Here is a 22,252-nt window from a genome sequence, read left to right on the forward strand (position 1 = left end):
GAATGTCTTTTAAAAATCTCAGTATCAAAAAAAAAATCCATGCAATCACCAGCATTGCCGTGATAGCTTTTGTCGCCATAGTCGCAATCAACTACCAGGCAATTGACGATAACCAAGATGCCCTGAACGAGCTCGAAAAATCATCCTACCAGGTGGTAAAATTAACTTCGTCCAACGTCACCTTATTAGAAAAACTTGACGAACTTTATACCCAGGCCGTGACTTACGGAGAACAAGATCTGTTAGATAAAGCCTCGACAACGGGTAAAAAAATTGAGCAAAACCTAAACTCAATTAATCAAATTCATTCAGATTACATCTCACCGGACAGCCAAAACCAACTAAAAGAATACAGCAACATCTCAGCTATGCTCGCAAACGCCATGCTGTCAAATACCGCTGATTTTAGTAAAATCCAGCAACAAGCACAGAGCAAAACACAATTGTACGAATCACTGCTTGCCGACTTTAAACTTGCACAAGACAAAGCCGACGATAGATTTTTTAACCTGGTGCAAGCTACCAAAGCTCGTTCGCAGCGGGCCCTGAACCTAATGCTTGTTGTTGCCTTTAGCTCATTTATTTTACTTATCATTGCCGCCGTGCTAATTGCACGAGGCATCAGTGCATCGGCAGGCGCAGCAGCCAACAACTTAAAACTTCTGGCCGACGGTCGGGGTTCGTTAAGTACCCGGCTCGAAGTACACGCAAATGATGAAATTGGCCGGGTTTCTAATAACTTCAATGCATTTATTACTTTATTAAAAGCGGCCGTGGTGGAAGTGATATCGGTTTGCACGCCATTAATGGAAAACTCAACCCGCTTAGTGCAGGGCATGGAACGCGCCGAAGAGGCAACCTCTAAACAAGCGGCCGATGCCGAAGTAGTTAAACAGTCAATGGAAGAAATGCGTCAAAGCGTTAGCGAAATCTCACAATCTGCCGCTAATGCATCACGCGCCGCACAAACCGCCGAACAAGAAGTTGCACAAAGTCGCACACAAATAGAGCGCACAATGGCCGAATCTCACGCCCTAAGCAACGAAATTAACAGTGCCGCAACCACCATAAATAAACTGGCCGAAGACACTAAAAACGTGGGTCAAATTTTAAACGTGATCACAGCCATCGCCGAACAAACCAATTTGCTGGCGCTTAACGCGGCTATTGAAGCCGCGCGGGCCGGTGAACAAGGGCGAGGTTTTGCTGTGGTTGCTGACGAAGTGCGAGAGCTAGCGTCTAGAACCGCACAATCGACCAACGAAATCCGTGAGCTGATAAATACCCTTACCAGTGCCGCCGCCGAATCTGTTAACGCCATGACCTCAGCGCGCGATATGGCCACAAACAATGCCGAAGCGGCCGAAAGCACAGGCCAGTCAATTGAAAAAATTTCAGAGCAAATATTACAAATGAACGGCATGAATGCGCAAATAGCAACGGCAACCGAGCAGCAAACTAATGTAGCGAGTGTGGTATTAGAAAACGTGTCTAATATGCATATTTCGTTTGAGCAAACAATGGACTCATTATCAGCGGTAAGAGATGTTGCCGAAAACCTGCATCAATTGTCAGATTCTCTGTTAAGTGCAACCGATAAATTTAAAGTAGAATAACCCGATTAAACAAAAAATGATTAGGGCCAGATTATTTTGCATTAACTAAAATAAACGGCCCTGACAAACTTAATAAGTCGCGATGACTTTTACCTTGTTGCTTACCGAAGCGGCATCAATATAACCAATTGCCTGTTTGTTGCCTGCAACAAAATCTATGACAGCTTGATCATTAGCCAATTTTTCTGGCGGTGTAGCTTTACCGGTAAAAATTAACTTAGACCAGTAAGCGTTTAATTGGCTGCCGGACTTACCTACAACCTTATCATTAAACTCATTAGCGATACCTGTACCGTCCTGATTAACAGGCACGACCTTGCTACCGTCGGCAAATGATTTGCTTTTGCCTAAATAAATTTTTTGAATTGCATCCTGATCTAAACTTTGCTTATTGGCAGGGTTAACAATAACGGCAACATCCGCCAACACACTTTGCGAAGTCATTAGCATAGCCGCAAAAGTTAAATACTTTTTCATCATAAACCTCCGTTAAAATACCAAATCGACAGCCACTAATACTAGGCCACTGTCTTCGTTTTGTTTTTTATCGTCAAATCGGCTGTAATCGACTTTTAACGCGGCCATTGGATGAAAATCATATCTAGCACCAAGTGTGTATATATTTCTATTCGACTCAAACGAGCTTAACACCTGATTAAGACCTTGGTTTAATTGAGGCACAGTGGTCACTTGATCAAACCTGTTACTGTCATGTTCATCACTGGTATCTTCGTAGGTTAAATGCAGCAAATAATCCTCAATGCGGTATCCAAACGAGGCATAATATTGAGTTTGTTTTGCAAACACACTGTTTTCAACCTCAAACACTGTGTATTCGGTATCAAATAGGATATTGTTGTAATCGATAGAAAAACCAACAGCCATAAAAGTCCCATCATCTTCATCTATTGCTACATTATCCGCTTGTTGAGTAAATCCGGCACCCCGCAGACCCGCTTCTAACGTATTAATAGCAGCGCCGGTCGCACTACTGTTATTTAGCTCAACCGAAGTTTCTGCGGCAAAATACGCAGCGCGGGCGCTAAACCAGTTGTAGCTTAACGTCCAGTTTAAACCGGCAATATTGTTTAACTCTGCTTGATCATTAGGTGATACGCCATAAATTTCATCATCAAATCCACCATAAACAAGCTGTAAGCTAGAGTCCCAATTACCTAATTGGCTATTATGTAAAAAGCTCAAACCTTCATAAGTTGAAAACGGCAGGTTATATACAGATTGTGGTGGTCTAACCCAGCGGTATGCGTACCCAACATCTAAAAAGTCGGAATATTTATACAATGGAATCCGCATTTTACCGGCACTGACTTGCCAATGATCAGATATCTCGTAGGTTAAATAGGCCCATTCAAAATCAGCCTCAAAATCGTTGGCACCACGGGCAACAATTTGCGCAGTAGCGGATAAATTTTCCTGTAAATCGGTTGCGGCCTGCAGTGCAAAAATACTTTCATTTTTAAACGAAATATCATTATCAAATCCAGTTGCACCTGTGTTGTCACTTATGGATTTTCCAGCAACAATTGACGCAAAACCGTTAAAACGTATCTCAGCAAGCGTGCTTGCAGAAAATCCGGCAGCGGCCAAAATAATGGCGAGCGAGAGTTTTTTCATGTGAATTCCTTACAACAATAATTAGGGGCAATAATTCACCGCAAGTATAGGCAAAAAATTATAAAAAGCCATAACGATTAATTGTGAATTGTTTACGTATCGGCCGCCGACACCCATTGTATGTCGGCTCCACCGATAGGTGCAGCCGACATTTTGCAAACACAACGATTGTTTATGGGGGCCGCGCACAAATCCAAACACCGCGATCGCCTGCAAATTGTCGCCAACACCTGCGGTGGTGGCGGGTTGTTGGAAACGCCGTTGGCGGTTCCAACCTACGAAAATTTCAACAAAGCGATATGATGTAGGTCGGCTCCGCCGTAGGCGCAGCCGACAATCGGCAAACACCGCCACTGTTTGCGCACAACCAAACACCGAAATGAATAAAAATTCACTAAAATGGTATAATTATGAAAAATCTACTCAATTCAACTGCAAAATCTGTTAACTCTGTGGCCAGTCGTGTATTATATCGCCCATTAAATTTTTTAAACCAATCAGGAAGCGAATTACATGTTTCAACAAATGACTGCTTTACCACCAGATCCACTCTTAGGCATTGCTGCGGCTTACAAAGCTGACTCAAACCCTAAAAAAGTAGATTTAGGTGTTGGTGTTTACAAAACCGAAGATGGCAAAACGCCTATCTTAACCAGCGTGCAAAAATCATTGCAAATATTGCTCGACAGCGAAGATTCAAAGTCTTACATCCAGCCACGCGGTAATCAGGCATTTTTAGACAACATGGAACAGCTGGTATTAGGTTCTAGCAACCCATTATTAGCCTCTGGCCGTGTCGAGAGCGTTCAAGCACCGGGCGGAACAGGCTCATTAAAATTAGGCTTTCAATTAATTAAACGTAGCAACCCAAATGCAAAAATCTGGGTGAGCGGTCCAACTTGGGCAAACCACGTTGCGTTAATTAAATCTTCTGGTTTAGACCACGCCGAATATCCATACTACGACAAAGCGAACAACCAGCTTAAAGCCGATGAAATGTTAGAAACTTTGGCTCAATTAGGTCCAAACGACGTTGTTTTATTACACGGCTGTTGTCACAACCCAACCGGTGAAGATTTAACCCCTGAACTGTGGAATAAAATTACAGATTTAGCCGTAGAAAAAGGATTTTTACCTTATATCGACATCGCCTACCAAGGTTTTGGTATTGATTTAGACACAGACGTTGCTGGCGTTCGCCACTTATTAAGCAAAGTACCAGAAGCCTTAATTGCAACTTCTTGTTCTAAAAACTTTGGTTTATACCGCGAGCGTACCGGTTTAATTACCACGGTAAGCCAAACCCCAGAGCTGGCTTCAGTTGCTTTATCACACGTGTTAAACATTGCCCGTGAAATTTATTCTATGCCGCCTTCATACGGTGGTGCAGCGGTGGGTATTTTATTAAGCAACCCAGAATTAACCACAGAGTGGAAAGGCGAACTGGCAGAAATGTGTGGCCGCATGCGTAATTTACGCGCCATGTTAGTTGATAAAATTCATGAGCGTGGTGTTGACGAAGACTTTAGTTTTATTAACCGTCAAAATGGTATGTTCACCTTTTTAGGCATTACCCCAGAGCAAGTACAAGCCATGCGTGACGAATACGCAATTTATATGGCGGGTAGCAGCCGAATCAACATTGCGGGTATTTCTAGCTCAAATGTTGACTACATCGCAGATGCTGTGGCCGCTATCTTAAAAAAATAAACTTTTAGTTCATTTTTGTCGTATATTTAAATGCCTGCCAAACCGCAGGCATTTTTTGTATGGGAAGCCAAATCCTTGGAGGATAGATGAAATCCACTTTACTCACCCTAACCTTAAGCCTTATCCTGCTGTCGGCTTGCTCAACACGAGAAAAACGCGAACAATTTTCTGGCTCAACCGAACAACGTCTAGTGACCTATAGCATTCAAGAAGTGGCTAAAGCATTTACCCAAGAACCACTAGACATTCTCACCAACAAGAGCTTTAGCGTTGAAAGCTACTTTTTATTAGACAACTATGTTGTAGATTTTGCCGAAGCCAAAATCGTAAGCAGCATTAGCGAAGCTTTTAATGCCAAATATCAAAAGCCGCTCATTAATTATACTGGTGAGCCTACAGAGCAGCCAAAAGCCGAATACACCTTAAAGCTATTTTTTAACTCACTCGGCACAGATCGTGATCAGGCTGGTTTTTCGTTTCCGTTAATTAACCTGAGTGAACCAGAAAAAAGTACCTCAATTAGTTTGTTAGCGGTCGATATGTATCATGGTATTTCAGAGTGCGAATACATATTAGTTGATTCACAAAACAATGAAATAGTATACAAAGGGCATATAAAAGCCCGAGTGCGCACCGACAACTTTACAACACCAATATTTAGCTTTCCGCTATCCGATCTGGATTAAACACTTTAGTTGTAGGTTTGCACCGCCGCAGGCGTTGCAAACAATGCGCGAACACTTTAGTCGTAGGTTTGCACCGCCGAAGGCGTTGCAAACAATGAGCGAACACTTTAGTCGTAGGTTTGCACCGCAGAAGGCGTTGCAAACAAAGTGCGAACACTTTAGTTGTAGGTTTGCACCGCCGAAGGCGTTGCAAACAATGCGCGAACACTTTAGTCGTAGGTTTGCACCGCCGAAGGCGTTGCAAACAAAGTGCGAACACTTTAGTCGTAGGTTTGCACCGCCGAAGGCGTTGCAAACAATGCGCGAACACTTTAGTCGTAGGTTTGCACCGCCGCAGGCGTTGCAAACAAAGTGCTATATAAAAGGAGTCTCTATTTATGGCAAAAAATGTAAAAATTTATCGCAAAAAAATGTGCCCGTTCGGGCAAAAAGCCGTCGATTTGTTAACGCAACAAGGCTACAGCTATCAAGATCATTTATTTGATGATAAAGAAGAAGAGCAAACCTTTAAAGCCGGACACCAAGTAAGCACAACACCGCAAATATTTATTGACGGTGAGCGCATTGGTGGTTATTCGGAACTTGCTAAACATTTTAACGTAGCCCCAGAGACAAATAAAAACAAAAAATCCTACGTGCCTGTGGTTGCATTATTTTCGGTTGCTTTATTGTTAGCCCTGGCCACCGAAACCCAATTTAAAGGTTTTATGGGCTTTTCGCTCAGTTTGCTCGCACTGCAAAAACTAATGGACATAAAAGCCTTTGTTAGCGGTTTTAAACAATATGATCTGTTGGCACCACATATTACGCCATATGCGTATGCTTATCCGTTTTTAGAGCTTGCGAGTGGTTTAGGCATATTAGCCTCATTTATTTTGCCAGCGGTTGCTATTGTAATGCTGGTTATCGGTGGGATAGGGGCCGTTTCTGTGATCAACAGCGTTTACATTAAAAAGAAAGATTTAAATTGTGCCTGTGTCGGCGGAAATTCCAACGTACCGCTTGGCGCTTTAAGTTTAACCGAAAATCTTATGATGTTATTTATGGGCATTATTTTAATCGTGTAACAGACGTCGCATTTGTCTGCATAGTGTTGGAAACACCTTCGGTGGTTCCAAGCTACCAAAAATGCACGTGTGCGTTTGATCTTTGGTGATGTTGAAAAACAACGTAGGTCGGCTCCGCCAGCGGCGCAGCCGACAATTGGCAAACGATTGTGATGTTCGTATTTTTATGTAAATGATTCAAACAATGACGGTCCTGCATATTGTTAGAAACACCTTTGGTGGTTCCAACCTACAACAAACATCAAATGTGTCTGCATAGTGTTGGAATCACCTTTGGTGGTTCCAACCTACAACAAACATCGCATTTGACTGCATATTGTTGGAAACACCTTTGGTGGTTCCAACCTACAACAAACATCACATTTGTCTGCATATTGTTGGAAACACCTTTGGTGGTTCCAACCTACAACAAACATCGCATTTAACTGCATATTGTTGGAATCACCTTTGGTGGTTCCAACCTACCTATTTTAAATTAACTTTGTACAAGGCAAAACCTTGTTCATTGGTTTGGCCGGTAGGGCTCACAGCAGGTAAATTGGCTGCAATATCTTCAACTTCGGCCAGTGGCGAGGTCGTAAATACGACATTTAAATCTGTATCCGTAGTAATTTTTGCAAACGACCAGTTACCGTCTGCCGAAGGATCAAAGCCGTTTTCACCAGCCTGGTTTGCTTGCTCAATTAAATAATTACGCAATACACCTCGGTTTTCGTCAGGCCCTTCAAACGTTTCGCGCGAGCTGCCATCAATGGCTGGGAAGTTACCACCACCGCCGGCACGGTAATTGTTAGAAACCACCAAAAAATCACCGTTCATATCAATTGGCTGACCATTATATTGCAAATTAATAATGCGCTCGTAGGCTTCATTAACTAAATTGCCATCTAAATCGTAGCGTGACGGTTGGGTTACATCAATTTGGTAAGTAACACCGTCAATAACATCAAAATTAAAAGTTGGAAATGCGGCATTAACCAACTGCTGTTGCTCGCTAGAGTTAATATCAATTTGATTAAACTGACCGGCAGAACGCTCTAACCACTCTTTAACATCACTGCCTTTAACTTTAATCATACGGATAGTATTTGGAAAAACATACAAGCTAACCGTATCTAATAAAGCAATATCACCCGCTTTAACAAACGTAAAATCATCCGGACCATTACGACCTGCTCTAAAAGGTGCAGCGGCCGATAAAACTGGCAAACCGTCTAACTCAGTGCCGGCAATAAAGTTTTTACCCCAATTAATTTGAGCATCCGAAACAACCTGAATTGAAGGGTCATCCTGCACTAACGAAAAAAAGCTAAATATAGGCGCAGACACTTTAGCAAAAGGTTCGCTAATCCATTTGATAGTGGCCTGATGTTCAGTATCAATTGCTGATAATACACCCGCATGCGGAGTTGGCGTATAATCAACAAATTGACCGTCTTCGGTGCCAGAAATGGCTCTTAGTTCAACATCCGAATCAACGACAGTCCAGCCTGAATCTTTATATTCCAGCTCTAAATCAATGACCCCTAAATGATTACCAAAAAAGCCGGGCATCACTGCAGGTACACCGTTTAATTTACCATTTTTATTGTCTATGCCAGCCGTTTCATAGCCATTGTACGCTGGATCGCCAGGAAAGTTTCTATGGTTATGACCAAATAAAATAGCATCCACATGGTCTATTTTAGATAGCTCCAACGAGGCGTTTTCAGCAAGTGATTCATACGCGCTTGAGGTTAAACCTGAGTGAGGCACCAAAATAACCACATCGGCGCCTTTGGCTTTCATTTCGGGAACAAACTTTTTAGCGGTTTCTACAATATCTTTTGCAATCACCTTGCCATCTAAATGAGCATTATCCCATTGCATGATCTGCGGGGGTGTTAAACCCAAATAACCCACTTTAATGGTTTGCTCGTTGCCACTTTCATCCCAAACGATTTTTTCTTGAATATAATAAGGCGTGTAACGGTTAACGTCGTTTTCATCAAGGTCGTCACCGTCGTCTACATAAACGTTGGCATTAATATAAGGAAATTCAGCGCCTTTTAATGTGGCATCTAAAAACTCTAAACCAAAATTAAATTCATGGTTGCCTAAATTAGCAACATCATAATCGAGCTGATTCATGGCTTTAAATACAACGTGGGTATCGCTGCTCATAATCTCATCGCGGCGTTCGATTGCTTCATAATCCCCAAGCGGACTATTTTGAATCAGGTCGCCGTTGTCAACCAAAACACTGTTTTTAACTTCGGCGCGTGCGTTTTCGATTAACACTGCAGTATTCGCAAACCCCAAAGTTTCCGATTTTGATTGTGCAAAATAGTCATAGTTGGCCAGATACATATGAATATCTGTTGTTTCCATTACCCGCAAATGCACAGTATCTTTTGGTGTTTCTGTGTTGTCACCGTCTAAATCTAACTCAACCGAACAACCCGCTAATAGCGCAGTTGAAATAGATAAGCTGATTAACCCTTGTTTAAAATATCTAAAATTCATTTGACTACCTTATTGTTTTATTAAATTGCTAGCAGTTTGCGAGCGAAAAATTACAGTCAAATGAGTTAAATATGAAAATAAGAGGAAAGTTTTATTAAAAGGGGCTTTTGTGATGATGCTAAAAAACCATGTTGAATTTTCTTAAATTGTAGATAACACTTTAGGTGTTGAAAATTTTTGACATTCTGTTTGGGGAGCGTGTCGGATTGCAGTTAGCGCTTGTTTATTATCTTATATTTTTTATGGACTAATAAAATGACTGATAAAGAAAAAATTGAGCTAGAGAGGGCAAAAGCGGAACTTGAAAAGTTAAAAGAACCTTGGTGGAAAAAGACGACAGGTCAGTTTTTGGGCGCTTTTGTAGCCGCACTTGCGGCCACAAGTGTTACGCTCGGTGTCGAATATATGCAGCACGATGAGGAGCTTTTGGAAAGACAGCAAAAGATCTCTCAGTATTACGTTGATTACGCGCGGGGATATGCGTTAGGTGTACTTGACTCCCCCTCTGGAAATAGAGCGTTAGAAGCAGCTATGCGCTCAGGTGATAAACAAGAGTTTTATAATCTGATTGTAAATATTACGCAGCAAACAATACATAAAATTTCAAAAAAAATTGATGAGGTTGAATAGTCACCTGCAAACTTTGCCATCGCCTGCACATTGTTGGAAACACCTTCGGTGGTTCCAACCTACGTGGGTGCTACACTGATGCTGTGACGGTTGGCGCTGGATCGTTTGTGAGAAATGCGTCACCAGCAGGGAGGCTGGTGTCGAGCCTATAGGGATATATTGACGGCGTCATTTCGAATAAATGTCCGGCACCAACCCAAACCCAGCGTTTTTTCAGGAAATCACCGACAGTGCGCCAATTTGCCAACCCCGCCACCGCCTGCACATCGTTGGCAACGCCGTTGGCGGTGCCAACCTACACTCAAGCCGCAAAAATCAACTACAATTGTTGTATATTGCGGGGGACGAATCATGATCATACACCACGGCGCAGTTGACGGAGTTACAGGGTCATGCCATCAGCTAAATATACATAAAAACGCCGCACTGTTAATTGATTGTGGACTCTTTCAGGGCGACGAACAATCCGGCCAAACACACCAGCACAATTTGCAAATCGACTTTGATATTACCCCCATAAAAGCGCTTTTAGTGACCCATTGCCATATCGACCATGTAGGCCGCATCCCTTGGTTAATTGCAGCAGGTTTTAACCAGCCAATATATTGCAGTCAAGCCACCGCCGAGCTGCTGCCACTGGTATTAGAAGATGCCATAAAAATAGGCATAACAAAAAATACAAACTGGATTAAAAAACTGCTAAACCAAATTAAAAAGCTTGTTGTTCCCGTGGCTTATAAACGCTGGCAATCTTTACCCCAAGTGCCTGGGGTAAAGATTAAATTTAAGCCAGCAGGGCATATTTTAGGCTCGGCATATATAGAAATAGACGTTAAACATAACCCCCAAACCCTACAGCAAAAACACAGATATGTATTTAGCGGTGATCTGGGTGCGCCATACACGCCTTTATTACCGGCACCTAAAGCGCCGTATATGGCCGATACCCTGGTTATTGAAAGCACCTATGGTGATAAAAATCACCACGGACGCCAGCAGCGCAAACACCAACTACAACAAGTTGTAGAACGCTGCCTGCAAAACAAGGGGGCAGTGCTTATTCCAGCCTTTAGCATAGGCCGCACGCAAGAACTATTGTACGAAATTGAAGACATCATCTACAAAAATCAAAAAAGCCAAACCTGGCAAAATATCACAGTGATTTTAGATTCTCCGCTTGCTGCCCAATTTACCAAACATTATCAAAAATTAAGTTATTTATGGGACCAAGAAGCCAAACAAAAACTCAACCAGCACAGGCACCCATTAAACTTTGAAAACCTGTACACAATTAACAGCCATAAGGAACACCTTAGCGCCATTAGTTATATTCAAAAAAAAGCCAGCCCCTGTATTGTGATAGCCGCAAGCGGCATGTGTACCGGTGGGCGCATTTTAAATTATTTAAAAGCTTTATTACCCGATGAGCGAACCGATGTATTATTTGTTGGTTATCAAGCCAGAGGCACCATAGGGCGAACGATTCAAACTTATGGCCCAAATCACGGGTATGTAGTGATTGATGGCCAAAAAATAAATATTAATGCCGGGGTTTATACACTGTCAGGTTATAGCGCCCACGCAGACCAAAAAGATTTAATCAATTTTGTAAAACGCATTCACCACAAACCCAAGTTAATAAAAATCGTTCATGGGGATGAGGCGGCTAAAAGAGAGTTGAAGGAAAAATTGCTCAAGTTATCGCCGTTAAGCAAAGTAGTGATTGCTAAATAGGCTTGCAAGATTATAATTTGTTAAGAAATAGCAAGGATACTGGAAACGATGACAAAACCTTCATATTGGATGTTAGCCGATACAGAATTGCCGATTTCGAAAGACCTGGCTTTTCAGAGTTCATTTGTATCTCATTTCAAACATGGATTATTGTTTAATCAGAGCCTAATGATATCTGATGCTCAAGCGGTTAACTCAGCAAATTTCAGACAGTTAATACAAACAGATGATAATTTTAAAGAATTAATTAGCAGTAAACTTCTCTCAATAGCAGTGCGTCATACTAATCCGAATCAGTCACCTAGTCGTTTAACTGATGTTCGAAATGCATTCCTACGTGAAAAAAAACAGAACTTACCGATTGATTATTTTGTGCGGGATGACGATTTAGATTTTTTAAATGAAAACTGTACGCTAACACCGTACACCTATAAAGATTTACGCGAATCCTACACAAACAATATCTTTGAACTTTTTAATAGTGAAAAAGCTAAAGAACACTTTGCCCCTGACGCTCATAAAATAATATTGGAGCGCTTATTTATCGAAAGAGAAAGAGACAAAGGGTTAGGCCGCGTCTTTATGCAAAAAAATCTTGAGCAAGATCTTGCAGGTATTGGTCAATCCAATATCTGGCAAGAGTATAAGGATGTTATTATTCAATTTTCAGATGCGCCCTACGTAACAGGGTTGCCAAAGGTATTAAGCTCTAATCCTATTTATTCTCCATTGCACAAAAACAGCTTCGATTTGGCGTTTCCTAAAAAGGCCAGTGTTCAGATACCGAGAGAAAAAATTGCAATCAGTACAGATTTACATTTGAGCACATATGAAAAAGCGTTAGAAAAGCTAACTATCGAAGATATATTGTTTCTACGTCAAACTAGGGCTTTTAAAACCTATATTCGTTATGTTACTGGTGGTGTGACGGAAGAGGCCGATTTTAACAATGCGATTGATAGCTTAATTGCCTACCAAACTGAAATCGACCAATACATAGTACGTAAACACTTAGGTAAAGCAACAGGTAAAAACTCTAAATTATCAAGATATTTAGAGCCAATATTAAAAATGACTCAAGAGGCAGGTGTTTTCTCATTTGGTTTAACGTTAACAGACATAGCATCATCTGGTGCTTTAACCATATCTAACATGTTCGCAAACGGCGCAATAGATCTTGTTAAAAGCCGAAACGCTGTAAAAATGCAAAGAGAGCACCACAAGCTAATCACCGAGTTGTCAGCCAATGATACGGCTAAAAAAATACGTGCCGAAAAGTTAACCTCAGGAGAATTTAACGAGACCATTTATTCATCGGTAAGCATCGAATAACTAATAAAAAATAGGGTAATTGGGTCAAAAACCAACTCATTGTGCAATAACTCAGGTAGTGATCGTTTCGGAATAATTTTTACCTCGCTAATTGCTTCACTGTTTTCTTGTTTTGATAAATTGCTGTGCAGATTATCGAGTTTCGCTAAAAAAATATACGTAGGATAAGACTTTTCGTTTAATGTTTTAAACAATTGCCACTTATTTGCAGTTAAACCCGTTTCTTCTTTTAATTCTTTCTGGGCACATTCAAGTGGAGAAAGATCTACTTCTCCAAAGCCTTTGGGCACCTCAAGTGACCAAGCCCGGTTTTCGTGGCGGTAGGTTTTAATTAATACTATGCTGCCATCGTTCGTTGACGCAAAAATCATAACCCCATAAGGTGCTTTCCACACAAATCTTAGGTACTTCCCATTAGAACCGTTTGGAAAAATAACATCATCGTTATATAAAGTAGCATATTGATTACTAAACTCTATATTCTCTTGTGTTATTTCTATTTCACCCAGTTTGTGATCTCCTTTATTTAGAGCCATGTTTTTTTCCTTACTAATTAATTTAACGCAAAAATATTTTAAACATGTTAAAGAGTCAATTTTTTAAAATATATTGGTAAACTAAGTATTCCGTTCGAACTGTAATCGTTAAAGCTCACTTGTATAAATAATTTTGTCTTATAAACTAAATAAAAAACATCAAGGGACACAAGATGAAATACCTAGTAACAGGTGCAGCCGGCTTTATCGGCTATCACACGTCAGAAAAACTATTGCAGCAAGGCCATCAGGTTACCGGCATTGATAACCTCAACGATTATTACGATGTTAACCTTAAAAAAGATCGCTTAAAACAACTCGAAAAATACAGCGAATTTACTTTTAAGTTTATCGATTTAGCCGACCGAGAAGGCATGGCCGAACTCTTTAAAAAAGAAAAGTTTGATCAAGTGATTCATTTAGCCGCCCAAGCAGGTGTTCGTTATTCACTGGACAACCCTTTTGCTTATGCCGATTCAAACCTGGTTGGTCATTTATCTATTTTAGAAGGATGCCGCCATAACCAAGTAAAACACTTAGTTTATGCCTCATCCAGCTCAGTATATGGTTTAAACAGCAAAATGCCTTTTGCGACCGAAGACTCGGTAGATCATCCTATCTCTTTGTATGCGGCGACTAAAAAAGCCAACGAGTTAATGAGCCATACCTACTCGCATTTATATAATATTCCAACTTCTGGCCTGAGGTTTTTTACCGTTTATGGTCCATGGGGACGTCCAGACATGGCGCTGTTTAAATTTACCAAAGCCATTATAGAAGGGCGCGAGATAGACGTATACAACAATGGTAATTTAGCACGCGACTTTACCTATATAGATGATATAGTTGAAGGTATCTTACGGGTAGCCGATAACATTCCCACCGGCCAAAAAGACTGGACACCTGAATCAGGTTCAGCTAAAGACAGTTCCGCCCCTTATTATGTTTATAACATAGGCAATGGCTCACCAGTGCAATTAATGGACTTTATTAAAGCCATTGAAAAAGCGTTAGGGCAAGAAGCTAAAAAGAACTTTATGGACATGCAACCTGGCGATGTTTATAAAACTTGGGCCGACACAGATGACCTTGAAAGAGTCACGCAGCATAAACCGTCAGTATCAGTAGAAGCAGGCGTTAAAAAGTTTGTAGACTGGTACCAAAGTTATTATCAAATAATTTAGTGCAAACTTACTAGGAGCGTTTTTCAAGAAGGTAAGTAAAAAATAGACATCAATCAAATGTATTGACTATTTATTAAGTGTGCAAGTTACTTATTTTTTCATCTGTCTATAAGTAACTTTATGAGTTAAATATAATCTTCGTATACGTGAATTGAGCCTCCAGCAGTACACACGTATTTGTTTATAGAATCGTTTTGTATTGCTTAGAGGCCGCGTAAATAATGTTCCTTTGAATGGGGGAGTTAAAAACTTACAGCTTAGAGTTACAAATTCGCCAAAAATATGAGGTTGGTTTTGTCAAGCGCCCCGATAAAGTACTTTAGACACAATTTATAGAAAAGGGGATAGGACGAAGAGCCTATAGCTTACCCTTTCATTAGCGAGGCTTTAGGCTCAGTGTTAGATAGTGATGAGGATATGAATTAATTTTGCCACCCTGTATTTCCATTGTAACATTGGGTTTGTTCCGAAACGGTAAATCCTCTGAACTTGCTTTATTTAGGCTTGATATCAGATTTAAACCGTTTCAGGAAAAATGTCGACTGGTTCTATTGTATATTGCAGAGTAATTTTTCTACTTGAATACTGGTTCCAAAAAGGTTAAGTGTTCTACTGCAAACCAAGGCCGATAATGTGTCTTGTCATAATAAATATATTTGCCATTTTCACCTATAGTCGGACAAATGTCTGTGCAAAAAAACTCCAGAGGGTCTATGATCACAACATCCTGTAACTCCTTCAGTTTTTCTAGAGCCTTGTAGCTTACTTCATGACTTTCTACCATAGCTTGTTTAGTCACAAAAAGGGATAAACCATGTCGGATCGAAAGTTTAGGGTCAAATTCATCCCCAGTCGGTTCCCCCAATACTAAATAAAGTTCATCGGTGTGCTGCTTAGCGAACTTTAGAAATTCGTCATACTCTTTAATCCTGTTAGCGACAACGGCTTCTGCTTGGACTTCATCTTCGGGGATAGCGGCCCTGAATAAATAAAAAGATGTAACAACTTTGCTAAAATTAATGTTCTGAAACAAAGCTTTGTAGTTTTGAATATTGCTGCAGTCTTGAACACCTTTTTTAAATGATGGTGTCAAGAAACAACCGTGTTCAGTTAAATAATATACGTTGTATTTGCCATGATTTATTTTAGCATAAGGGTAAGTTTGCGCGATATGACTTGCACCAATAAATAATATGTTTTCATCCGAAGTGCCTTCAATAAAACGAATTAAATTACCTCCAATGACTAAGTTTGGTTCGGGGTATTCTTCATCTTTATGCGCTTCAAAAGCTTCTTTATACTTTAGTCTTGTCTCAGGACTGAACCTGACATCAAGTCCTTCACTCGTATAAACGCCATAACCTATTAATGATATTACAATCGAAAAAAGAATAGGTTTACAATTGATTAATGACATAAAGCTTCTAAAATCGCCTTTGAATCTATATGCTTCGATGTATTTATAACTCAAAAAACCAAGTACAATAGATAGTAAAATGCCCAGGTATATATAAAGCGAGTCTAACGAATACCAGTAAATTAGAACAACCAACGGCCAATGCCAAAGATAAATGGAATAAGACCACTTACCCAAATACTGGAACAAAAAATTAGAAGTAAAGATACTAGATTCCCTAGACGCCAAAATGACTAAAAAAGCACCACCAACGGGGAGGGCCGCCAAGTAACCAGGCCAATAATCATCCGGCGTAATATATACATATGCAACGACTATCATCAAAATACCAAGCAACTCTGTGACTTTACCAACTCTGGCTGAAAGTGCGACTGGATAACAAAAAGCAATACCGCCTACCATCATTTCCCAAGCTCTCGTGGGCAGAAGAAAGTAAGAAGCCTGTGGTGACTTATAGGTAGCATACGCACTCAGAGCAAATAGAACTATTGTTGAAATTAGAAGTAACTTTTTCAGGTTATTTATTGATAAAAAAGAAGCTAAAATTTTTAAAACGATAGGATATAAAATGTAAAACTGCCATTCAACTGATAATGACCAAGTATGTAACAGCCATTTTTCATGTGACCTTGAATCAAAATAACCCGCTTCAAACCAATAGCCGATATTAGATATAAACAACATGCTACTAGCGACATGCTTGCCTAATACGGCATAATCAATATTTGTTAATAGAATAAAGCCGAAGGCCAGTAACACTGCTGAAAGCATTGCTAAAGCGGGAATAATTCGGTTTGCTCTTGCAATATAAAATTTCGCTAAGTTGAAAGATTGACTTTCTAAACCACTTAAAATAATGGAGGTCATTAAAAAGCCTGAAATTACAAAAAATACATCTACTCCAGCAAACCCACCTGGTACCCAATCTGGGTTAAAGTGAAATAAAACTACCGAAATTACAGCTATAGCTCTTAATCCGTTAATATCCTTTCTAAACTTCAAAATTTAAACCCTTTATTATTTTACGTTTATTTGTTGAGTCGATAAAATTCATGCATATAAGCCAATGAAACCCAAACTGATGTAAAATAGAACCATTTAGGTCTCTGCAACTATCGAATTAAGAATGCAGAGTTTTATCCAAGTTTTAAAACACGCATACACTTTACATCATGAATTTACTACTCAATGATAAATTTGTAAATAAAGATTTCCGCAATGCCTAACCAATTCAATTTCGTTTGCGTCGGTAGTGGTTCCTTTTTGAAAATATGTTTTCGCTAGTGTAAACGGTACTGTTGCCCATTTATTGAAAATTTAAAGCCCGAAAAGGTTGGTATTAAAATTGGTTCAGGTTATTATGCTCGAGTTTGTAAGATAACAAGATCGAGTACAGGATGAATAAAACATTGAAGTGCAAAGTATTGCCGTTGTCCCTATGTATATTATTGTCGGCGTGTGCCGTCCCCGGTGGCCATATTGCTCACAGAGCAATAGACAAAAACGTTTTATCCTCGAGTGGTGAGGAGCTTTCGGATAAAGTAAATGTTTTTGCCATAAACCAAATACCGTTAAAAGCAGACGAAGAACGACGTCCAATTGCCACTAACGATGAGCTCCAAAAGCAGATTAATAATTATGAATACTATGTAGGCCCAGGGGATGTGTTAAATATCACTGTTTGGGACCATCCTGAATTAACAATACCAGCGGGCTCCCAACGCTCCGCAGAAGAGGCAGGTAATATCATTCATAATGATGGCACTTTATTTTACCCATACGTAGGTAAAATTTCTGTCGTAGGGAAAACTGCTGGGGAAATACGTGATTTGTTAATCTCTAGGCTAAGTAAATATATTGAAAACCCACAAATTGACGTTAGGGTAGCTGCATTCCGGTCTCAGCGTGTTTATGTAACGGGCGAAGTTAAGCAACCCGGTAATTTCCCAATAACCAATGTTCCACTAACTCTTGTTGATGCGCTAAATCAGGCAGGAGGGATTTCACAAATGGCAGACTGGGAGAATGTCGTTTTAACTCGAGGTGGGCGAGAAGAAATTATCAGTATCCAGCAGCTATACCAAGAGGGTGACATATCTAAAAATAGATTATTGTATCCAAACGATATAATTCATGTAAACCGTAATGATGCTGCCAAAGTTTTTGTGTTGGGTGAAGTCGGTAGACCACAAACACTGCGAATTGAAAGGAACGGCATGAGTTTAGCTGAGGCATTAGCTACATCTGGCGGTTTTAACGAATTAACCGCCGACGCTTCTGGTATTTTTGTGTTGCGCAGAGCGCAAGAAACTAACAAAGTCGCAGATGTGTATCAATTAAATGCCAGCGATGCAACTGCTTTGTTGTTGGCTGATGCGTTTACGTTAGAACCACGCGATATCATATATGTTACTGCCGCGCCTGTTGCAAGATGGAACAGAGTTCTAAGCCAAATTATGCCAACGGTGCAGGCTTTATATTACACAGGGTTAGCAAAAGACAGGTTAGTTGACAACGATTAAGCGGATTTTACTATGTTTGATAATATATTGGTTGTATGCGTTGGTAATATATGTCGGTCTCCGGCTGCTGAAGGAGCTTTAATTAAAGCACTAGCGGAAGCGAGTAAACCTGGTAAAAAAGTCCATTCTGCGGGAATATCAGCTTTGGTGGATAAACCAGCTGATAAAACAAGTATTGAACTAATGGAGACCAGAGGGATTGATATAACTAATCACAAAGCTCGTCAATTAACCCGTGGTCTAATAAACGAGGCAGAATTAGTTTTGGTGATGGAACGTCGTCACTTGGAAGATATTTCTAAATTGGCCCCGCATGCACGTGGTAAAACTATGCTGTTAGGCAAATGGATTGGCGATAAGGAAATACCTGACCCGTATCGGCAATCTCGTGATGCCTTTGAATACGCAATTAATTTAATTGATGACTGCATAGCTAAATGGATTAAGTATCTCTAAAAACTCATTTTAATATAAGACTACAAGCATGACACAAAAAAATACGATAAAAAAATCACCTCGGTTTGATAATCAAAGCAATGAAGATGAAATTGACTTAATGAGTTTGGTAGGGAAACTGTTTGAACAAAAAGTTTTTATTATAGCTTTTACGGGCTTTTTTACTTTATTAGGGGTTGCTTATGCATTGTTTAGTCAGCCCTTTTATCGAGCGAACGCAGTTATCCAAATCGAACAAAAGTCGTCTGGCGTACCTGCACTTAGCGAAATGGGGGATATGTTTACTACCGAAAGTGACTCGGTTACTGAAATCGAGCTAATAAGGTCTCGTTCCGTTGTTGGTAAAGCTGTTGACCAACTGAATTTAGATATTTATGTTGAACCTAATTTTTACCCGATATTTGGGAATTTTATTTATCGTAAAAATGGTAGTGATAGTGGGCAATTAATTGAATCTTGGATGGAAGGATACGCATGGGGTGGTGAGCGTTTAGTTATTTCTAAACTGAAGGTTCCTCCATTTTATAGGGGGCTGCCACTTAGCTTTATTTACAAAGGTAACGATGAATTTGATGTCACTTATGATGATGATGTACTGCTATCTGGGAGTGTAAAGACATCGGTAAAGCAAAATGGTTTTGAAATTACTGTTAAAGAAATCGTTGCTCACCCTGAAACAGAGTTTGTTATAGCTAAACTACCTAAACTACAAACAGTATTGAGTTACCAAAAAGCAATCGCAGTAAATGAAAAAGGAAAAAGCTCAGGTATTTTGGAGGTCGTTCACGATAGCCATATTCCGGAAAGAGCTCGGTTGGTTGTTGATGCGATATCAAGACTCTATGTTAGACAAAACGTAGAGAGAAACTCAGCAGAGGCGACCAAAAGCTTAGACTTTTTAAAAGACCAACTGCCTGAGTTAAAGTTACAGTTAGAAAAAGCTGAACAAAAATTTAATGATTATCAAGTGAGTGCAGAGTCTGTCAACATCCAAGCTGAAACAGAGTCATTATTGACCCAGATAGTCGAAGTCGAAAAGCAAATTTCGGGCTTGCAATTAAAAAAAGTAGATATCGAACGGAAATTCAAACCGGATCATCCCACGTTTCAAGCGTTGCAGTCACAGTTAAATGAGCTGAACGAAAAGCGAGAGAGCTATCAGCAGCAAGTAAAGTCACTACCTAAAACTCAGCAAGAACTTTTACGCTTGCGTCGAGATGTTGAGGTAAGCACCGAAATTTACACTCAAATGCTAAATAATATTCAAGAATTGGATATTATAAGAGCGGGGACAATTGGTAATGTAAGAATTATTGATGAAGCGATTGTAAATACAAAGGAACCTGTAAAGCCTAGGAAAAAGCTGATTGTAATAGTCGCTTTTATTTTAGGTGGGTTAATTAGTATTGTAGTTGTTTTGGTCCGAGCTATGTTTAATCGTGGTGTAGAAAACCCAGAGCAAATTGAAGAGTTAGGTCTGCCGGTTTATGCGGCGATCCCGTATTCGGACAGTCAAGAAAGTTTGGAGAAAAAATTTGGTCGGAAATTTAAGCAATTAACAGAAGATAATAAAAAGCTGCTAGCTGTAAGTGCACCGACGGATTTATCAGTAGAGGCTTTACGTAGTCTCCGTACGTCGCTACATTTTGCCATGATGGAAGCAAAAAATAATATTGTTATGATATCTGGTCCAAGCCCTGCAGTCGGTAAATCTTTTGTTTCTGCTAATTTAGCAGCTACGGTTGCGCAAGCAGGCCAAAAAGTGCTGTTAATAGATGCGGATATGCGCAAAGGTTACGTACATAAGATGTTTGGTTTAGAAAGCGAGAAGGGCTTAAGTGATTATCTTGCAGGGCAATTACAACGCAATGAACTCGAAATAGAGAGTTATGTGGAGAACTTAAGCGTTATAGGTCATGGAACCGTACCACCTAATCCGTCTGAACTATTGATGAGCGAAAAATTCACTAAGTTGATGATTGAGCTTAGTGAGACGTATGATCTTGTGTTGATCGATACGCCGCCAGTTTTGGCGGTAACTGACGCTTCGATTGTTGGTAAGTTGGCTGGAACCAGTATGTTAGTGACTCGATTTAGGTTAAACCCACTTAAGGAAATCGAAGTTGCTGCAAGACGCTTTGAACAAAACGGAATTGACATTAAAGGTGTTATCTTTAATGCAGTAGAACGAAAAGCAGGTGGATATGGATATGGATATGGATATGGATATTACACTTATGAATATAGAGATAACTCAAATAAACAATGATTAAATTTAGTGTTTCGCCTGAAAGTTAAAAATAAAATATAATTCTAAATATGTGATTTCATATTGCTGGATTTAAAGGGAAAAATCAGTGGAAAAGTATAAATACGTCGTAACGACTGGATGGTGGTGTCCAGAAAATAAAATGGATGATACTCGCGCTGAGCTCATTGGTGACGATAAATTAAGAACCAAAGACTTTTTTAAATTATGGTTGCAAGGCGTTGTAAAGTATACAAGCCCCAAAAAAATACTTATAGTTGATTCAGCATCACCGATCAAACCAGACGCTTTTTTAGATCCCCGAATTGAACTGGTATCTCTCGACTGCAACGCTGGTCATGCAACTAATCATATAGGTAAATACGCAGGTGTTACTAGAGCGCACGTGATGGGAATGGTTTACGCACTTACGTGTGAGGTTGATTATTGGGTGTATATTGAACAGGATGCGTTAATTTATGGTGATGGAATTGTTGAACGTTGTATTGATGAAATGAAAGGTGGCATCATGTTTGGACATGGTGAAGGTACCCCACAGCCGATGCAACAATCATTAATGATAATGAAAACAGATTTAATTCCTTCTTTTTTGGAAAAGCTTACAAATATTCAATCAATAGATAATCTCATTACTCCAGAAATGAAATTTGCAATGTGTACATCAAAAATTGCGATGAGTCTACCTGAAGCATTTTTTTATGAAGCGCAAAATATCTCGAAAGGTAATATTATATTAACAAAGATAGGGCGTAAATTGATTAGGAAGCTGATGAATTACGATAGTTTACCGATAGGATACGGTCGAAAAAGGCCAATAGATTTTAGTGATAAGCATTTTTACTTTCAGCACGGATGTGATGAAGAGTTAAAAGAATACCTCGCATTGATGGATAAAAACTGAGTTCTGGTGTTAATCGAAAAGTGTCTTAGAGAACGGATGAGAAGGTCATCCA

Annotated in this window: 18 protein-coding genes; 13 read left to right on the forward strand and 5 right to left on the reverse strand. The window is 39.9% G+C overall.

What is annotated here, in order from left to right:
- Positions 1 to 2: 2 nt before the first annotated feature.
- Positions 3 to 1,616, forward strand: coding sequence for a methyl-accepting chemotaxis protein (locus tag C727_RS0109275; RefSeq protein WP_017445358.1), 1,614 nt, complete (start codon positions 3 to 5; stop codon positions 1,614 to 1,616).
- Positions 1,617 to 1,685: 69 nt separating this feature from the next.
- Here the strand turns inward: C727_RS0109275 and C727_RS0109280 are convergent, their stop codons facing one another.
- Both C727_RS0109280 and C727_RS0109285 read right to left on the reverse strand, forming a co-directional pair.
- The gene (locus tag C727_RS0109280) at positions 1,686 to 2,093 is read right to left on the reverse strand and encodes a type 2 periplasmic-binding domain-containing protein (protein ID WP_017445359.1); all 408 of its coding nucleotides are present in this window, start codon (positions 2,091 to 2,093) and stop codon (positions 1,686 to 1,688) included.
- Positions 2,094 to 2,105: 12 nt separating this feature from the next.
- A complete protein-coding gene (locus C727_RS0109285) occupies positions 2,106 to 3,251 on the reverse strand; it encodes a porin (RefSeq protein WP_017445360.1) in 1,146 nt (381 codons plus the stop codon).
- Between the two features lie 153 nt (positions 3,252 to 3,404).
- Here C727_RS0109285 and C727_RS0109290 point away from each other — a divergent pair, with 153 nt between their 5' ends.
- The 4 genes from C727_RS0109290 (at position 3,405) to C727_RS0109305 (ending at position 6,714) form a co-directional block, all read left to right on the forward strand.
- The gene (locus tag C727_RS0109290; RefSeq protein ID WP_155949204.1) at positions 3,405 to 3,554 is read left to right on the forward strand and encodes a hypothetical protein; all 150 of its coding nucleotides are present in this window, start codon (positions 3,405 to 3,407) and stop codon (positions 3,552 to 3,554) included.
- A 210-nt stretch (positions 3,555 to 3,764) separates the two neighbouring features.
- On the forward strand, positions 3,765 to 4,961 hold the full coding sequence (locus tag C727_RS0109295; protein WP_017445362.1) for an amino acid aminotransferase: 1,197 nt from the start codon (positions 3,765 to 3,767) through the stop codon (positions 4,959 to 4,961).
- Positions 4,962 to 5,047: 86 nt separating this feature from the next.
- Complete coding sequence (locus C727_RS0109300) at positions 5,048 to 5,647, forward strand: hypothetical protein (RefSeq protein ID WP_017445363.1); 600 nt, start codon at positions 5,048 to 5,050, stop codon at positions 5,645 to 5,647.
- Between the two features lie 377 nt (positions 5,648 to 6,024).
- Entirely contained in the window at positions 6,025 to 6,714 is a 690-nt protein-coding gene (locus C727_RS0109305; RefSeq protein WP_017445364.1) for a MauE/DoxX family redox-associated membrane protein, read from the forward strand.
- Positions 6,715 to 7,179: 465 nt separating this feature from the next.
- Here C727_RS0109305 and C727_RS0109310 read toward each other — a convergent pair whose 3' ends face one another.
- Positions 7,180 to 9,219 (reverse strand): bifunctional 2',3'-cyclic-nucleotide 2'-phosphodiesterase/3'-nucleotidase, encoded by a 2,040-nt coding sequence (locus tag C727_RS0109310; RefSeq protein ID WP_017445365.1) that lies wholly within the window; start codon positions 9,217 to 9,219, stop codon positions 7,180 to 7,182.
- A 255-nt stretch (positions 9,220 to 9,474) separates the two neighbouring features.
- On the opposite strand from C727_RS0109310, the gene C727_RS0109315 reads away from it, so the two are divergent.
- From C727_RS0109315 to C727_RS0109325, 3 genes are all read left to right on the forward strand, one after another.
- A complete protein-coding gene (locus C727_RS0109315; protein WP_017445366.1) occupies positions 9,475 to 9,849 on the forward strand; it encodes a hypothetical protein in 375 nt (124 codons plus the stop codon).
- Between the two features lie 351 nt (positions 9,850 to 10,200).
- Positions 10,201 to 11,583 (forward strand): MBL fold metallo-hydrolase RNA specificity domain-containing protein, encoded by a 1,383-nt coding sequence (locus C727_RS0109320; RefSeq protein WP_017445368.1) that lies wholly within the window; start codon positions 10,201 to 10,203, stop codon positions 11,581 to 11,583.
- Between the two features lie 48 nt (positions 11,584 to 11,631).
- Positions 11,632 to 12,915, forward strand: coding sequence for a hypothetical protein (locus tag C727_RS0109325; protein WP_017445369.1), 1,284 nt, complete (start codon positions 11,632 to 11,634; stop codon positions 12,913 to 12,915).
- Here C727_RS0109325 and C727_RS19030 read toward each other — a convergent pair.
- Complete coding sequence (locus tag C727_RS19030; RefSeq protein ID WP_017445370.1) at positions 12,891 to 13,451, reverse strand: NUDIX hydrolase; 561 nt, start codon at positions 13,449 to 13,451, stop codon at positions 12,891 to 12,893. The two genes, C727_RS0109325 and C727_RS19030, sit on opposite strands and share 25 nt — an antisense overlap.
- 173 nt (positions 13,452 to 13,624) lie before the next feature.
- Between C727_RS19030 and C727_RS0109335 the strand changes: the two genes are divergently transcribed.
- Positions 13,625 to 14,635 (forward strand): NAD-dependent epimerase, encoded by a 1,011-nt coding sequence (locus C727_RS0109335; RefSeq protein ID WP_017445371.1) that lies wholly within the window; start codon positions 13,625 to 13,627, stop codon positions 14,633 to 14,635.
- 574 nt (positions 14,636 to 15,209) lie between these two features.
- Here the strand turns inward: C727_RS0109335 and C727_RS0109345 are convergent.
- Positions 15,210 to 17,054 (reverse strand): acyltransferase family protein, encoded by a 1,845-nt coding sequence (locus C727_RS0109345; RefSeq protein WP_017445373.1) that lies wholly within the window; start codon positions 17,052 to 17,054, stop codon positions 15,210 to 15,212.
- 395 nt (positions 17,055 to 17,449) lie between these two features.
- Between C727_RS0109345 and C727_RS0109350 the strand changes: the two genes are divergently transcribed.
- The 4 genes from C727_RS0109350 to C727_RS0109365 all read left to right on the forward strand — a co-directional run bounded on the left by C727_RS0109350 (position 17,450) and on the right by C727_RS0109365 (position 22,200).
- Positions 17,450 to 18,574: a polysaccharide export protein gene (locus C727_RS0109350; protein ID WP_026052657.1), complete on the forward strand. Its 1,125-nt coding sequence runs from the start codon at positions 17,450 to 17,452 to the stop codon at positions 18,572 to 18,574.
- A gap of 12 nt (positions 18,575 to 18,586) precedes the next feature.
- Positions 18,587 to 19,030 carry a low molecular weight protein-tyrosine-phosphatase gene (locus tag C727_RS0109355; protein ID WP_017445375.1) on the forward strand — a complete coding sequence of 148 codons (444 nt, stop codon included), beginning with the start codon at positions 18,587 to 18,589 and terminating at the stop codon, positions 19,028 to 19,030.
- 28 nt (positions 19,031 to 19,058) lie between these two features.
- Positions 19,059 to 21,299: a polysaccharide biosynthesis tyrosine autokinase gene (locus tag C727_RS0109360; RefSeq protein ID WP_017445376.1), complete on the forward strand. Its 2,241-nt coding sequence runs from the start codon at positions 19,059 to 19,061 to the stop codon at positions 21,297 to 21,299.
- A gap of 88 nt (positions 21,300 to 21,387) precedes the next feature.
- Positions 21,388 to 22,200, forward strand: a complete 813-nt coding sequence (locus C727_RS0109365) for a hypothetical protein (protein ID WP_017445377.1) — start codon at positions 21,388 to 21,390, stop codon at positions 22,198 to 22,200.
- The last annotated feature ends 52 nt before the right edge of the window (positions 22,201 to 22,252 follow it).

The organism is Gayadomonas joobiniege G7 (assembly GCF_000300815.1).
Lineage (GTDB): Bacteria > Pseudomonadota > Gammaproteobacteria > Enterobacterales > Alteromonadaceae > Catenovulum > Catenovulum joobiniege.

Coding starts and splice junctions, on each gene's coding strand:
- C727_RS0109315 (WP_017445366.1), top strand. CDS start 9,475: ATGACTGATAAAGAAAAAATTGAGCTAGAGAGGGCAAAAGCGGAACTT.
- C727_RS0109360 (WP_017445376.1), top strand. CDS start 19,059: ATGACACAAAAAAATACGATAAAAAAATCACCTCGGTTTGATAATCAA.
- C727_RS0109320 (WP_017445368.1), top strand. CDS start 10,201: ATGATCATACACCACGGCGCAGTTGACGGAGTTACAGGGTCATGCCAT.
- C727_RS19030 (WP_017445370.1), bottom strand. CDS start 13,451: ATGGCTCTAAATAAAGGAGATCACAAACTGGGTGAAATAGAAATAACA.
- C727_RS0109310 (WP_017445365.1), bottom strand. CDS start 9,219: ATGAATTTTAGATATTTTAAACAAGGGTTAATCAGCTTATCTATTTCA.
- C727_RS0109280 (WP_017445359.1), bottom strand. CDS start 2,093: ATGAAAAAGTATTTAACTTTTGCGGCTATGCTAATGACTTCGCAAAGT.
- C727_RS0109275 (WP_017445358.1), top strand. CDS start 3: ATGTCTTTTAAAAATCTCAGTATCAAAAAAAAAATCCATGCAATCACC.
- C727_RS0109325 (WP_017445369.1), top strand. CDS start 11,632: ATGACAAAACCTTCATATTGGATGTTAGCCGATACAGAATTGCCGATT.
- C727_RS0109285 (WP_017445360.1), bottom strand. CDS start 3,251: ATGAAAAAACTCTCGCTCGCCATTATTTTGGCCGCTGCCGGATTTTCT.
- C727_RS0109300 (WP_017445363.1), top strand. CDS start 5,048: ATGAAATCCACTTTACTCACCCTAACCTTAAGCCTTATCCTGCTGTCG.
- C727_RS0109335 (WP_017445371.1), top strand. CDS start 13,625: ATGAAATACCTAGTAACAGGTGCAGCCGGCTTTATCGGCTATCACACG.
- C727_RS0109305 (WP_017445364.1), top strand. CDS start 6,025: ATGGCAAAAAATGTAAAAATTTATCGCAAAAAAATGTGCCCGTTCGGG.
- C727_RS0109355 (WP_017445375.1), top strand. CDS start 18,587: ATGTTTGATAATATATTGGTTGTATGCGTTGGTAATATATGTCGGTCT.
- C727_RS0109350 (WP_026052657.1), top strand. CDS start 17,450: ATGAATAAAACATTGAAGTGCAAAGTATTGCCGTTGTCCCTATGTATA.
- C727_RS0109295 (WP_017445362.1), top strand. CDS start 3,765: ATGTTTCAACAAATGACTGCTTTACCACCAGATCCACTCTTAGGCATT.